General features: G+C 38.0%; 14 protein-coding genes, 1 tRNA gene and 1 pseudogene. 7 read left to right on the top strand and 9 right to left on the bottom strand.

All coding sequences use genetic code 11. The features are described from left to right. Positions 1–31: 31 nt before the first annotated feature. From EZY12_20825 to EZY12_20810, 4 genes are all read right to left on the bottom strand, one after another. Entirely contained in the window at positions 32–382 is a 351-nt protein-coding gene (locus tag EZY12_20825) for a hypothetical protein (GenBank protein QSX67153.1), read from the bottom strand. 252 nt (positions 383–634) lie between these two features. Beyond that, a complete protein-coding gene (locus EZY12_20820; protein QSX67152.1) occupies positions 635–1408 on the bottom strand; it encodes a tryptophan-rich sensory protein in 774 nt (257 codons plus the stop codon). Between the two features lie 6 nt (positions 1409–1414). Continuing rightward, on the bottom strand, positions 1415–1648 hold the full coding sequence (locus EZY12_20815; protein QSX67151.1) for a 2Fe-2S iron-sulfur cluster binding domain-containing protein: 234 nt from the start codon (positions 1646–1648) through the stop codon (positions 1415–1417). Positions 1649–1791: 143 nt separating this feature from the next. Further along, entirely contained in the window at positions 1792–2088 is a 297-nt protein-coding gene (locus EZY12_20810) for a hypothetical protein (protein QSX67150.1), read from the bottom strand. Between the two features lie 302 nt (positions 2089–2390). Between EZY12_20810 and tatC the strand changes: the two genes are divergently transcribed. From tatC to EZY12_20790, 4 genes are all read left to right on the top strand, one after another. Beyond that, positions 2391–3185 carry a twin-arginine translocase subunit TatC gene (gene tatC / locus EZY12_20805; GenBank protein QSX67149.1) on the top strand — a complete coding sequence of 265 codons (795 nt, stop codon included), beginning with the start codon at positions 2391–2393 and terminating at the stop codon, positions 3183–3185. Positions 3186–3350: 165 nt separating this feature from the next. Beyond that, positions 3351–4388 (top strand): pyruvate dehydrogenase (acetyl-transferring) E1 component subunit alpha, encoded by a 1038-nt coding sequence (gene pdhA, locus EZY12_20800; protein QSX67148.1) that lies wholly within the window; start codon positions 3351–3353, stop codon positions 4386–4388. A gap of 242 nt (positions 4389–4630) precedes the next feature. Next, positions 4631–5500, top strand: coding sequence for an aldose epimerase (locus tag EZY12_20795; GenBank protein QSX67147.1), 870 nt, complete (start codon positions 4631–4633; stop codon positions 5498–5500). A 67-nt stretch (positions 5501–5567) separates the two neighbouring features. Then, a tRNA-Lys gene (locus tag EZY12_20790) sits at positions 5568–5639 on the top strand. 126 nt (positions 5640–5765) lie between these two features. Here EZY12_20790 and EZY12_20785 read toward each other — a convergent pair. Next, on the bottom strand, positions 5766–6008 hold the full coding sequence (locus EZY12_20785; protein ID QSX67146.1) for a YgiT-type zinc finger protein: 243 nt from the start codon (positions 6006–6008) through the stop codon (positions 5766–5768). A gap of 690 nt (positions 6009–6698) precedes the next feature. On the opposite strand from EZY12_20785, the gene EZY12_20780 reads away from it, so the two are divergent. After that, positions 6699–7439 carry a dienelactone hydrolase family protein gene (locus EZY12_20780; GenBank protein QSX67145.1) on the top strand — a complete coding sequence of 247 codons (741 nt, stop codon included), beginning with the start codon at positions 6699–6701 and terminating at the stop codon, positions 7437–7439. 473 nt (positions 7440–7912) lie between these two features. Next, a complete protein-coding gene (locus tag EZY12_20775; GenBank protein QSX67144.1) occupies positions 7913–8764 on the top strand; it encodes a Uma2 family endonuclease in 852 nt (283 codons plus the stop codon). A gap of 98 nt (positions 8765–8862) precedes the next feature. On the opposite strand, the gene rimM is transcribed toward EZY12_20775, so the two are convergent. Then, positions 8863–9519, bottom strand: a complete 657-nt coding sequence (gene rimM / locus EZY12_20770) for a ribosome maturation factor RimM (protein ID QSX67143.1) — start codon at positions 9517–9519, stop codon at positions 8863–8865. A 355-nt stretch (positions 9520–9874) separates the two neighbouring features. Between rimM and EZY12_20765 the strand changes: the two genes are divergently transcribed. Then, positions 9875–10222, top strand: a complete 348-nt coding sequence (locus EZY12_20765) for a hypothetical protein (GenBank protein QSX67142.1) — start codon at positions 9875–9877, stop codon at positions 10220–10222. A 115-nt stretch (positions 10223–10337) separates the two neighbouring features. On the opposite strand, the gene EZY12_20760 is transcribed toward EZY12_20765, so the two are convergent. The 3 genes and pseudogenes from EZY12_20760 to EZY12_20750 form a co-directional block, all read right to left on the bottom strand. Further along, the gene (locus EZY12_20760; protein QSX70758.1) at positions 10338–11621 is read right to left on the bottom strand and encodes a valine--pyruvate transaminase; all 1284 of its coding nucleotides are present in this window, start codon (positions 11619–11621) and stop codon (positions 10338–10340) included. 282 nt (positions 11622–11903) lie between these two features. Continuing rightward, on the bottom strand, positions 11904–13190 hold the full coding sequence (locus EZY12_20755; GenBank protein ID QSX70757.1) for a calcium-binding protein: 1287 nt from the start codon (positions 13188–13190) through the stop codon (positions 11904–11906). Then, positions 13164–13433 (bottom strand): annotated as a pseudogene (locus tag EZY12_20750) (furin). The gene EZY12_20755 and the pseudogene EZY12_20750 overlap by 27 nt, the downstream one beginning before the upstream one ends. Between the last annotated feature and the right edge of the window lie 167 nt (positions 13434–13600).

Genomic DNA, 13600 nt, shown 5'->3' with positions numbered 1-13600 from the left:
AGCTAATTCCTTCTAGAGATGATTGTCACTACTATTCATTAACTTTAGAGAAGTATGTGCCTATCTGTTGCAATGCTTCTTGATAATCCTCCAATGGCATATCTTGAATGGGTTTCCACAGCCAATGATTATCATAGTCATTAACTAATTCTAGCTGTTCTGGTATTTTTGTGTTTGCTTCTAATTGCCACCAATTTTTACCATATCCTGGATTAGCAAATGTTGATATTCCGCCTGTTGATTCCCCATCTGCTAAAGTAGTCATAACCCACACTTGCCCATCTTTATCATAGCAAGCTATATCTTTATTAGGGCGGACATTATCAATTCTAGGAGAGTTGGCATTTCCTTGTCTATAAAGTGTAATTGGTGTTTTGTCCATTAAGTGGATTTTTAGTCTTTAATGTTTGTATTAGAGGATGAATGAACAAGTTTTTAATGTATAAATAAACCCCTCTTGTAAACCTCTCCCCGCTTCGGGGAGAGGCTTTAAAACCCCCTTTCCCAGCCTTCGGCACGCTGCGCTAACGTAGGGAAGGGGGGCAGGGGGGTTAGGTTTTTGGAGATTATCGGTTTCATCTAATACTTTTCAAACAACCTCTTAAATGGCATAATACGGATTATATGATAATTTTTAATTACGCCAACTTTGAATTATCACTATAAACATCAGTATAGCTGCCAAAAATATAGATAGATTCATCAATATTTCAATATTACTGTGTTTAATAGCGATCGCTATTAATGCCCAAATTGTCACCCCAGTATAAGCAAAATCCCGATAGCTGATGACAATCACAGTAGCAATTGTTGTAGCTACCACCAACATGATCATAGTCCATACCTGACTATTAATCCCCCAACCATTCCAACCATGAAAATAGAGCGCGCAAGCTACATTAACTACAGTAGCGACACTAATCCAACTCAAATAAATACTCACAGGAGTATGTAAACATAACTTTTTTCTGGAAGATGCACGCTTTTTGCTACTGCCTAAAACACGATAAATAATGATCAGCGGCACTAAAATAGCTAACATTGCTATGACAGAAAGGGCAAAAAGTCTAGATAAAAATAAATATACCCAAATACTTTGAGCAACACAGGCAATAACCAGTAAATATCCTATCTTACGTAAATCTTTATCCTTTTTCTTCTGGGGGAGAAATTGATAACCTCCTAAAACGAATAAACCTAAATAAATCAGTCCCCACACCACAAAAGCATAGTTAGCAGGGATAATCAGCACATCTTTAAATAAAGTATTAGAAATTGCCCCTATACTGAGTCCATTGAGGGGAAAAATATTTGATGCTACATTTACCACGAAAGAACCGACAATAGCGACTAAAGTTATCAGTTGACGGATAAAATCGTGGTGATTTCGAGAATCAGATTGCTGCATAGATAATTACCAAGTTGGATCACTAAAAAGATGTACTATTAGTTTATCTTGTCTCAATGGAACTGCGGTAATGCAAGCCCGGATAATTTCTCCATCATCTAATTCTACTGTACAAGCGTGACAAGTTCCCATCAGGCAGCCCGTAGGAATTGATACTCCAGCCCGTTCCGCGACATCTAACAACGGTTCTCCTACTTCGGCATTAACAGTAATATTATCTGGTAAAAAATTAATTTGCATAACACTATAAGACCTTCAATTCTGTTATCTGTTCCCTGTTCCCTGTTCCCTGTTCCCTGTTCCCTGTTCCCTGTTCCCTGTTCCCTGTTCCCTGTTCCCTGTCACCTGTTCCCTGTCACCTATTCCCTGTCACCTGTCACCTGTTACCTGTTATAATCACACAGAGCCTGATAACTTTGCTCTCTGTAGGCATCACTTCTGGTTATGTTGGGATTATATTGTAGATAATCTTTTAATATATTGCAATTATTTCTTAGTAAACTTTCTAATTTAATATCTGACAACTTCCGTAAAATTACATGACCTTGACCACTACCAGCAGCCAATATTTTACCATCTGGACTAAAACTAACACTGCTTAACTCTTCTGCATCACCTTTTAAAACCATCAGTAAAACACCTTTTTGATTTAAAACTATATAATGTATTTTTCTGATCATAATAAACCCAGCTTTAATAAGCTATATAGTTAGTTGAGAATTCATAAGGTCATACTTAGTCTGGAATTAATACTTATTTATGAAGTAGTAATAATTTAGCAACGCTAAAATCAATTCCGTGCTAATTAATACTTTCTTAAAATCAAATTGCAAATGTAAAAATAAAAACAAAGGTACAAATACTACCAAAAATAAATACAGCTATTTTCCTGAGTTAATTAGAACTTCAAGAGTTTTCAGACGTATTCCTTATAAAATGGTTAACGAAGATTGCCTAACAAATGTTTCCCACCTGCTAACTCATGACCTCTTCACAAGACGTAGATACCATAAATTCCCCTGATTTAGACCCCGAAGCATCTAGCGAACCATCTATTAACCCGCTTGATGAATTACCCGGTGAAGTAGAAATGTCCATTTTTGACCACCTGGAGGAATTGCGGCAGAGAATTTTCTACTCCCTCATAGTGGTAGTAGTGGGCGTTGTCGGTTGTTTTATCGTAGTTAAACCCCTAGTGCAGTTACTAGAAGTTCCCGCAAAAGGTGTTAAATTTCTGCAATTAGCTCCAGGAGAATTTTTCTTTGTCTCTATGAAAGTCGCCGCTTACGGTGGTTTAATCTTGGCTACTCCCTTCATTCTTTATCAAATTATCCAGTTTGTACTTCCCGGTCTCACAGTGCGAGAACGGCGGTTAGTCATTCCTGTGGTACTGGGGTCAAGTTTCCTATTTGTAGCTGGTTTGGCTTTTTCATATCTAGCACTCATCCCTGCCGCTTTGCAATTCTTCATTAACTATGGTGCTGATGTTGTTGAGCAGATTTGGTCAATTGATAAGTATTTTGAATTTGTGCTGTTATTGTTATTCACCACAGGACTAGCATTTCAAGTTCCAGTGATTCAAATTTTGCTGGCTATTTTGGGAATAGTCTCTTCACAGATGATGTTAAAAGGTTGGCGTTATGTAATTATGGCAGCAGTAATTTTAGGAGCAGTGCTGACACCTTCTACAGACCCTCTTACCCAAAGTCTTTTAGCAGGTGCAGTTTTAGGACTATATTTTGGGGGGATTGGACTAGTCAAACTCATCGGCAAATAAAATTACGTTAATTGTTAATAGCTATGCAGAAAGCCAGTAATCCTGATTGCTAACATATTAAAATAAGGTTTGATAAATGACCCTTGTTAATGGTGGCTGATTTATAGCTAACTTTACCTAAGACCAACTTAACTTTAACTTTTACAATAGGGATACTTCACCAGCATGGCTCAAGAGCGCGCATTACCCACATTTAATACTGCCACAGTCCAAATCACCAAAGAAGAAGGACTAGGCTTATACGAAGACATGACATTAGGGCGTTTGTTTGAAGATAAATGTGCCGAAATGTACTATAGAGGGAAAATGTTTGGTTTTGTCCACTTATACAATGGACAGGAAGCAGTTTGTAGTGGCATTGTCAAAGGTGCAATGCGTCCCGGTGAAGACTTCGTTTCCAGTACCTACCGTGACCACGTTCATGCTTTGAGTGCAGGAGTCCCAGCACGAGAGGTAATGGCAGAATTATTTGGGAAAGCCACAGGTTGCAGTAAAGGGCGCGGTGGTTCAATGCATATGTTTTCCGCCGAACACCGATTATTAGGTGGTTATGCTTTCGTAGCTGAAGGTATTCCTGTGGCTGCTGGTGCTGCTTTTCAATCTAAATACCGTCGGGAAGTTCTCGGAGATAAAAACGCTGACCAAGTAACCGCTTGCTTCTTTGGTGACGGGGCTGCTAACAACGGTCAATTTTTCGAGACATTGAATATGGCGGCTTTATGGAAACTGCCAATTCTATTTGTGGTAGAAAATAATAAATGGGCAATTGGTATGTCTCACGAACGGGCAACTTCCCAACCAGAAATTTACAAAAAAGCCAGTGTGTTTAACATGGTGGGCGTGGAAGTAGATGGAATGGATGTTTTAGCAGTGCGACAAGTGGCTCAAGAAGCCGTAGCCCGCGCTCGTGCTGGAGAAGGTCCAACCCTGATTGAAGCTATGACCTATCGCTTCCGGGGTCATTCCCTGGCTGACCCAGACGAAATGCGAAGCAAAGAAGAAAAAGAATTTTGGTTTGCTCGTGACCCCATTAAAAAGTTAGCTGCTTATTTGCTAGAACAAAATCTAGCCACAGAAGCAGAACTCAAAGATGTGGAAAAGAAAATTCAGGCTGTAATTGACGAATCAGTTAGATTTGCTGAAAGTAGCCCTGAACCAGACCCTAGTGAGTTATATCGCTTCATTTTTGCCGAAGACGTGTAATTAGGTGACAGTTGACAGTTGACAGTTGACAGGTGACAGGTGACAGAAGTAAATTTTATCAATCACCAATTCCCAATTACTAAGAGACTTCCAAATAAAAAATATCCCAAATTCTCTTGTGGTGCAGGCATCTTGCCTGCTAATAATCCAAGGAGGGGCCAAATGCCCATCCCACAAGATTGGAGCATTTTTTTTGTGGAGTTATCTAATGACTAATGACTAATAACTAATGACTAAAAACTATGTTTACCATTGACATTCAAGAACAACAATACAAAACCTACATCCTGTCTGATAAAACCGCTGGTACACAAATAGAAGTTGTCCCAGAAAGAGGCGGTATCATCACTCGTTGGCTGGTGCAAGGTCAAGAAATATTTTACCTAGACGCTGAACGCTTTACTCATCCTGATTTGAGCGTCAGGGGTGGCAATCCAATTTTGTTTCCACTTTGCGGTAACTTACCTGATAATACTTACAGCGTTGATGGAAAAGAGTATACTATTAAACAACATGGCTTTGCTCGTGAATTGCCTTGGACAGCAACACAACAACACACAGAAGATAAAGCTAGTCTGACTGTAGTTCTCACCAGCAATGAGGAAACAAAGGCAGTTTATCCTTTTGATTTTCAATTGGCTTTTACCTACGAACTCCAAGGTAATACTTTAACGGTGCGTCAGGAATATAAAAATCTGTCATCTACACCCATGCCATTTTCCGCTGGTTTCCACCCTTACTTCCTCTGCGGTGATAAAAATCAGCTAGAAGTGGAACTTCCTTCTACACGATATCAAGATAACAAAACTAAGGAATTTAACACCTTTAACGGCAAATTCGATTTTAACCAAGATGAAATTGATTTTGCCTTTGGGGGACTTACCAGTAAATCTGCTTCTGTGACAGATAACAGCCGCAAGTTGAAGCTAACCCTGGACTACGATGATTTCTCTACCTGGTTGGTTTTCTGGACTGTTAAGGGCAAAGAATTTTACTGTCTAGAGCCTTGGAGTGCCACCCGCAATGCTTTCAACACTGGTGAAAACCTGACGGTGTTAGCTCCAGGAGCTAGTTGTACTGCTTCTTTTGGGTTAACGGCAAATCTTTTCTAAAAACCCCTTGACAAAACCATAGCTGTTGATGGTATATTGATAAAGTTGGAAAAACAAAACAGCAAAAGGGTGGCTAACTCAACGGTAGAGTACTCGGCTTTTAACCGATTTGTTCCGGGTTCGAATCCCGGGCCACCCATTTTTGAAAGTAAAGCATAATTCCATGGGATGTGAGATTATCAACAGACATCTAGTGAAAACTCAGTGATATCTTCACAGTTATCAAACTTAGGATAGGATTTTTCGGCTTTCCTTGATTAATTAATTAAACAGAAATGCGGAAAGATTGACCAATAACTTGAAAATCTTCTGTTTGTTGGTTTCTAAGTTTGGCACGAATTTGAGTAAATTGGCTAACAACGTCTGGTTTATAGAGCTTTTCTCCACATTTTGCACAAACTTCTGCTTCTACTTGGATAACGGCGGTGTTATTCCCTCCTTTTAACATTTTTTCGATTTGCTTAGTTTCTAACTCACCTTGACAAGTCGGACATTTTTGATTTTTCATACTTATTTCCCTATGTGTTAATTAATTCAGTCTTGAGACTGGAAACAATCAACATTGACTACAATTGCAATTCCTCTATCTTGATCATAGCCTCAAATTTTGTGAATAGGTTGATGGGCAATATTTTCTCGGTAAATTAAATAACGAGAATAGGATTAGTGATTGGAGTATTTTTCTATAATTTCGTCATATATGAGACTTCCAATTAAAGAAATATCCAAAATTTCTTGTGGTGCGGGCATCTGGTCCCCTAATAATACAGGGACGGGCAAGATGCCCATCCCACAAAATTGGATAGCGAAGCGCTGCTGCAAGCAGTTCATCTTTTTTGTGGAGTTCTCTATGACAAAATGAAAGATTTTATTGAGGGAATGTCTACTATTTTCTGCTTTTTTATCAGTAAAACTAAATTAATATGAAGCTGCATACAATAAAATCTCAAGAACATTAAACGCAGATAAATGCAGATGAACGCAGATGAACGCAGATGAAGATGTATCAATCAATTGATTTCAGGGTTCTGTGCAGCCTTACATCAAATTGGTATAAGTAGTAGTCTAAGTTAAGTTGGCGTTAAAAATTATAAGGTAAGAGAAAAGAGGCTTAGATAATTATGTTTTTTGATTAAAATATGCTGATTATTATTAAATTTTGGGAATTACAAATTAACACATTACCAAAATATGAAAAATGCAAATCGTTAAACGCAATATTGATTTAAGAGTTGATGATAGTTTAATGCGGGTTTATGTTGCTTCTCCTAAACCAGCAGGTAAATATCCAGGAATTGTTTTTTATAGTGATATCTATCAATTAGGTGATGCCATAATTCGGTTAGTTAATTATTTAGCTAGTTTTGGTTATGTGGTTGTAGCACCAGAGATTTTTCACCGCATTGAACCTGTGGGTTCTGTAATTGAACCGAATGATATTGGCAGAATGCGCGGTAATGATGATGCCCGAAGAACCTTAATTTCTGAATATGATGCTGATACTCGTGCAGTAATTGATTTTCTCAAAAATGATAGTTCAGTTATTGCTGAGAAAATCGGAACTGTGGGTTTTTGTATTGGTGGACATTTGGCTGTTCGCACTGCTTTTGAAAGTGAAATTGCTGCGGCTGTTTGTTGTTATCCTACTGGGATTCCTAGCGGTAAATTAGGTAAAGGTGTAGCAGAGACTATTCAAAGATTTGAGGAAATTAAGGGAGAAATGTTGTTAATTTTTGGAACTGAAGATCCACATATTTCTGAACAGGATAGACATACTATAATTAATGCTTTAGAAAATGCTAAAGTCCATCATCAATTTTTCGCTTATGAAGCAGAACATACTTTTATGAGAGATGATGGTTATCGTTATGATGCTGTTGCAGCTACCTCTGCTTGGTCACAAATTATTGCTTTTTTAGAACGGAAATTTAGAAGATAATTATCAACATATATCCCCCATTTCTCAGAGGTTGTTTGATAGCGAAGCGTGGCGTAGCCATAAAGTGTTTCGCTGTGACTTTAGGCACTTTTAGATCCCCCCTAACCCCCCTTAAAAAAGCTACGGTGTAAACACATCTCTAGACAGGATGCTAAACGTTATCCGATCCCCCTAAATCCCCCTTAAAAAGGGGGACTTTGAAGAATTTAGCCCCCCCTTTTTAAGGGGGGTTGGGGGGATCTAAACGTTGTGGGGCAACTCTAGAAGACTTGTGTGTACACCGTAGCTTAAAAAAGGGGGAACGGTCATCAAAGTCTCCCTTTTTAAGGGAGATTTAGAGGGATCTAAAACTTTTGATACCGAGAAAAGGACTTTTCAAACATCCTCTAAAACAAGTCGGGGATTTTGTCGTTGGTAGACCATAATATTTGTTAAACTAAGATTGAGAAAAGCAAAATTTATTTAATTTATTTATGACTTTCTCCCCTCCGTTGATTTCTCAATCAGATCCTCCCCTTCCTCCTTGGGAAAATCTGCCGACAATGTATGATTTACCTAGTGAAAATCCAGAGGAAAAAGGTTTGCCAGACGAATTTCATTTTTTACAACCTTTACTTTTATATCTGACCTTTCAACCTCTAAATTGGAGTCCAGAACTCATTTTTAGTGCTGCTGATATGAATCTTTATTATGATCTTCAGCATCCTTTATGGTATAAACGTTCAGATTGGTTTGGTGTTGTTGGAGGATCAAGATTATATCATGGTCAAGATTTGCGTTTAAGTTATGTGACTTGGCAAGAACCAGTAAATCCTTTTGTGGTAGTAGAATTATTATCTCCTGGTACAGAAGATGAAGATTTAGGAAACACAAAAACTGCTAAAGGTAAACCTCCTACAAAATGGGAAGTTTATGAAAGTATTTTGCGAATTCCCTATTATATTGTTTTTAGTCGCTATACCAATGAACTCCGCGCATTTCATTTAGTTGGTGGTCATTATGAACCAATGAATTTGACTACAGGGCGATTACCAATGCCTGAATTAGAGTTAAGTTTAGGATTATGGCAAGGTTCATTTCGAGGTATTTCTAAATTGTGGTTAAGGTGGTTTACTCTCGCAGGAGAATTAATTCCTGAACCGAGTGAAGAAGCTATTACTGCAATTGAAGAAGCTGCTGCTGCCGTTGAAGAAGCTGCTGTGGCAACAAAACGAGCTATTGTAGCTGAACAAGAAGTGATTGAAGCAAAACGGAAAATGGAAATATTAGCTGAAAAGTTACGTCAATTAGGTGTTAATCCTGATGAATCTGATGATGATTTATAGTCTAGAACACCGATTTAATAATCTGTAAAGTAGGATTTTTTGTAGGGGCAATGCCCCCGTGCTTGCCCCAAAACACTATCAGGTTTCCTGAAATGGTTCTAATTATTAACTGACAATAAACCGGGGGGAGGAGTAATTTCTACTCGACGGGTTTCTAAATCAACAATAGGCACAATTTCCATCACAAAAGGAATTAAAACTGTTTTTTGGGCTTTATCAGTTGTCAGTTCTTCATTATTAGTCACAAAAGCAGGATCAAATTGAACTTCTAATAAATCATGACCTGACGGTAATATATCTACCACCGTTCCCACTAATTCCCCAGATGATTGCATGAAGACTTGTAACCCTAGCAAATCTATCACATGAAATTCACCTTTTGCTAATTTTGGGCGATCGCTAACAGGCACAAAAAACCGACAATCACGCATATTTTCAGCTTGAAAGCGATCGCATACTCCTTTCAATTTAATCACATAAAGATTCTTATTCTCAATATACCGCCCATTTAATAACTCCACAGATTGAAGTTCCGTTTCCCCTGGACGTAATAACCAGCGTTTTCCCGGTTCTTCAAAGCGTTCAGGAAAGTCAGTATTAGGATAAACCCGCAACTCCCCAGTTAAACCTTGGGGTGAGACAATCTTCCCAATTTCCAACCAATCATCAAGATTGGGGACTGGAGAGTTTTTAACTTTTCCCCCTACTCCCGGTTCTTTGCTCCCCTGCTTCTTTTTCGCGTCTTCGTGGTTCATTAATTAGTTAATTGCTCACTTTGTCTCCATTTTACCACTTCACGTTTGTAGATTAGGTTAAATAACACTAATTTTTTAAGTAGGTGAACACAATAAAACCAATCTGTGTAAAGAAAAGTAAAATCGCCCAAACCCTCTTCACTCTTGCATGAGTGCTTCTTGCCTTGCCATAACGACAATTTTTAATGCTAACCTACTTAGTTCTCTGTTCCCTCTCTCAATGAGTGAATTTAATTTTGTTAGACTACTTCTAATATAAAATACAGGAATTGCGTAAAAACATCTCAATTGTTAAATTATTTTAAAATTCGACGTAATATCACTGACAATATAATAGTATGCAAACTGAAAATTTATGATCATCCAAGAAAAAATGAAACTTTTCACTTCTGCCAAACGCGTGTTTTTACATTCAATCGTGTTATTATTCGCGTTCTGTAGTTTGCTGTTAAACGTGCCTACCGCTCTTGCTGCTTCAGTATATACCGCTCCTGTACTATATGCTGCTGCTGCAACTGCGCCGGCCCCCACCCAAACCGTTGCAGACATTGACGAACTAATTGCATATTATAGAGACCAAAAAAACGGTATTTCTCAAAACACCGAACTATCAATAGAGCAAAAAAAAGAACAGTTGAAAAACATTAATTCCGAAATTAATGCTCTGATTCAAGATAAGAAAGCTTTACTAGCTAAACAGTAATAATACAACATACCCCCGCTATGTCAATCTAACGACTATAGCGGGGGTATGTTGTATTTTAACAATATTGTTGAAGATAATCAACATTTTTTGCGTCTTCGTGGTTCATTATCTCTTACACACTTACAGCCGTACTTCGATAAATCCGTTCAGCAACCTTAGCCAAACGCTGCATACCAACAGTAATTTCCTGGTCACTACCAGTTAAACTAATTCGCAGACATTGGTGTTTGTGTTCCCAGTCCTCCTTTAAACCAGGGAAGAAACTACTACCAGGGACAAGAATTACACCCACTTTCTTTAATTCCTGGTAAAATTCCCAATCAGTCATGGGTAAATCTTGCAACCACAACCAGCCAAAAATCGCCCCTTCACCGCGATGTAAAAACCAAGGTATATTCTTAGGCATAGCTGCTTCTAGGGTACTTTCTAAGACATCAAACTTTTTCTGATAGAAAGGACGAATCACATTTTCGGCAATATTTGCTAATGTCCCTGATTCTATCGCGCGAGCAGCGATCGCTTGACCATATCGAGAAGAATGAATTCCCACATTAGTTTGGAAACATTCCAAAACTTGAATCAGGTTTTCATCTCCAATTGCTACCCCAATCCGTTCTCCAGGCAATCCCGCTTTTGATAAACTCATACAATGGAGAATATTTTCCCCAAATACTGGAGTCATTTCTGTAAAATTCAACGCCGGGAAAGGAGGTGCATAAGCGGAATCAATCAATACAGGTACGTTATAAGGTGAAGCTAAATCAGTGATTTTGTTCACCTCATCATTAGTTAAAACATTACCTGTAGGATTACAAGGACGGGAGAAAATCACGCAACCTGTTTTTTCTGTAATGGAAAGTTGGTTAAAATCAGGACGATATTTAAATCTGTGTGCAGTTGCATCAATATCCAGAGTAGGTTTATATGCAACTAACGCTTCTGGAAATAGACAAACACCACCATAACCAGTATAGTCTGGGCTTAAAGGCAGGACAATTTCTTTAAACTCGCCATTACCCATATCGCCACCAAAAGCATTAGCAGCGTAGAAATAGATAGTTTGACTACCCGCAGTAATTAAAATGTTACGTTCAGTTAAATTTAACCCATAACGCTGGTTAAAATCATTGACAATTGCGTTAATTAATGGTGCATAACCTTGACTAGAACCATAACGACAAACAACTTCACCATATTCAGAACTAGCTAATAAATCTGCCGTACAATCGCGCCATAACTGTTCTACCTCTAGTAAAATCAACGGATTGCCAGCACTTAAATTATATAATTCCTGTCCCTTACTAGCTCTGAGGGTTTCGTTAATATCTTTCATAATCGCTCTTACGCCAGTCAAGTTGGACATTTGAGCGCCAATTTTAGTAAGGGCAGGTTTTATCATGTTTGTTACAGACTGAATTAATCGCCAAAGTGGACAGATGATTGGGTAGTTGCAGCTAAGACAAAATTTATTATAGTTGCCAAAACAGCCACTGCCTTTAATTAATCTAAACCAGTGAATGCGATTTTAACAAAATATGGCAGTTAATAAAGCCCCACTATTGAAAGTGGGGGGTTTCTCTTGTGATACGTACTAATATACTATATAAAAAATCACTTGACAAGCAATTATGGAAAATATTCCGCCCCACCTTCCTAATCGCATCATAGGAGTGTTATGTTAACTAAACAAGAAGTTAGTACCAACACTACCAAACAGGTTGACATTAATATCAGTAGCAGTAAAGCCAGTTATACCTGATAAAGTAACTAATAACTGACCAGTTCCAAAACCAGTATTACTCATAATACCATCACCAATGCGTAGCATAGTATTAGCACCTGATGTTACAACATCAATATTAGCAACCCCTGTAAACTGAATTTTATCACCACCAACACCGCGCACAAACTGATAAACCAAATCTGACCCATCATTTACATTTAAAGCATAATTAACAATATCTACAGAACCATCGTTTAAACCTAAATAGATCGTATCATTACCTACACCACCTGTGAGAATATTAGCAGCAGTGTTACCTATAATGAGATTATTTAGGGCGTTACCAGTCCCATTAATAGCAGATGTGCCTTGTAAAGTTAGATTTTCTAGGTTACTACTTAAGGTGTAATTAACTGGACTGAAAACTTTATCAGTTCCTTCATTCAGATTTTCTGTGATAATATCACCGGAATTATCAACATAGTAGGAATCATTACCAGCACCACCAATCATGGTATCTGTACCTGCTCCGCCTATGAGAATATTATCAGCAGTGTTACCTATAATGAGATTATTTAGGGCGTTACCAGTCCCATTAATAGCAGATGTGCCTTGTAAAGTTAGATTTTCTAGGTTACTACTTAAGGTGTAATTAACTGGACTGAAAACTTTATCAGTTCCTTCATTCAGATTTTCTGTGATAATATCACCGGAATTATCAACATAGTAGGAATCATTACCACCCCCACCAATCATGGTATCTGTACCTGCTCCGCCTATGAGAATATTATCAGCAGTGTTACCTATAATGAGATTATTTAGGGCGTTACCAGTCCCATTAATAGCAGATGTGCCTTGTAAAGTTAGATTTTCTAGGTTACTACTTAAGGTGTAATTAACTGGACTGAAAACTTTATCAGTTCCTTCATTCAGATTTTCTGTGATAATATCACCGGAATTATCAACATAGTAGGAATCATTACCAGCACCACCAATTATGGTATCTGTACCTGCTCCGCCTATGAGAATATTATCAGCAGTGTTACCTATAATGAGATTATTTAGGGCGTTACCAGTCCCATTAATAGCAGATGTGCCTTGTAAAGTTAGATTTTCTAGGTTACTACTTAAGGTGTAATTAACTGGACTGAAAACTTTATCAGTTCCTTCATTCAGATTTTCTGTGATAATATCACCGGAATTATCAACATAGTAGGAATCATTACCAGCACCACCAATCATGGTATCTGTACCTGCTCCGCCTATGAGAATATTATCAGCAGTGTTACCTATAATGAGATTATTTAGGGCATTACCAGTACCATTAATAGCAGATGTGCCTTGTAAAGTTAGATTTTCTAGGTTACTACTTAAGGTGTAGCTAACTGTGCTGAAAACTGTATCAGTTCCTTCATTCAGATTTTCTGTGATAATATCACCGGAATTATCAACATAGTAGGAATCATTACCAGCACCACCAATCATGGTATCTGTACCTGCTCCGCCTATGAGAATATTATCAGCAGTGTTACCTGTAATGAGATTATTTAGGGCGTTACCAGTCCCATTAATAGCAGATGTGCCTTGTAAAGTTAGATTTTCTAGGTTATTTCCTAATGTGTAGCTAACTGTGCTGAAAACTGTATCAGTTC

This window comes from Dolichospermum sp. DET69, from assembly GCA_017355425.1.
In the GTDB taxonomy this organism is placed as follows: Bacteria; Cyanobacteriota; Cyanobacteriia; order Cyanobacteriales; family Nostocaceae; genus Dolichospermum.
Note: the sequence above shows the minus strand (reverse complement) of the source record. Positions and strands in the feature narration are given on the sequence as shown.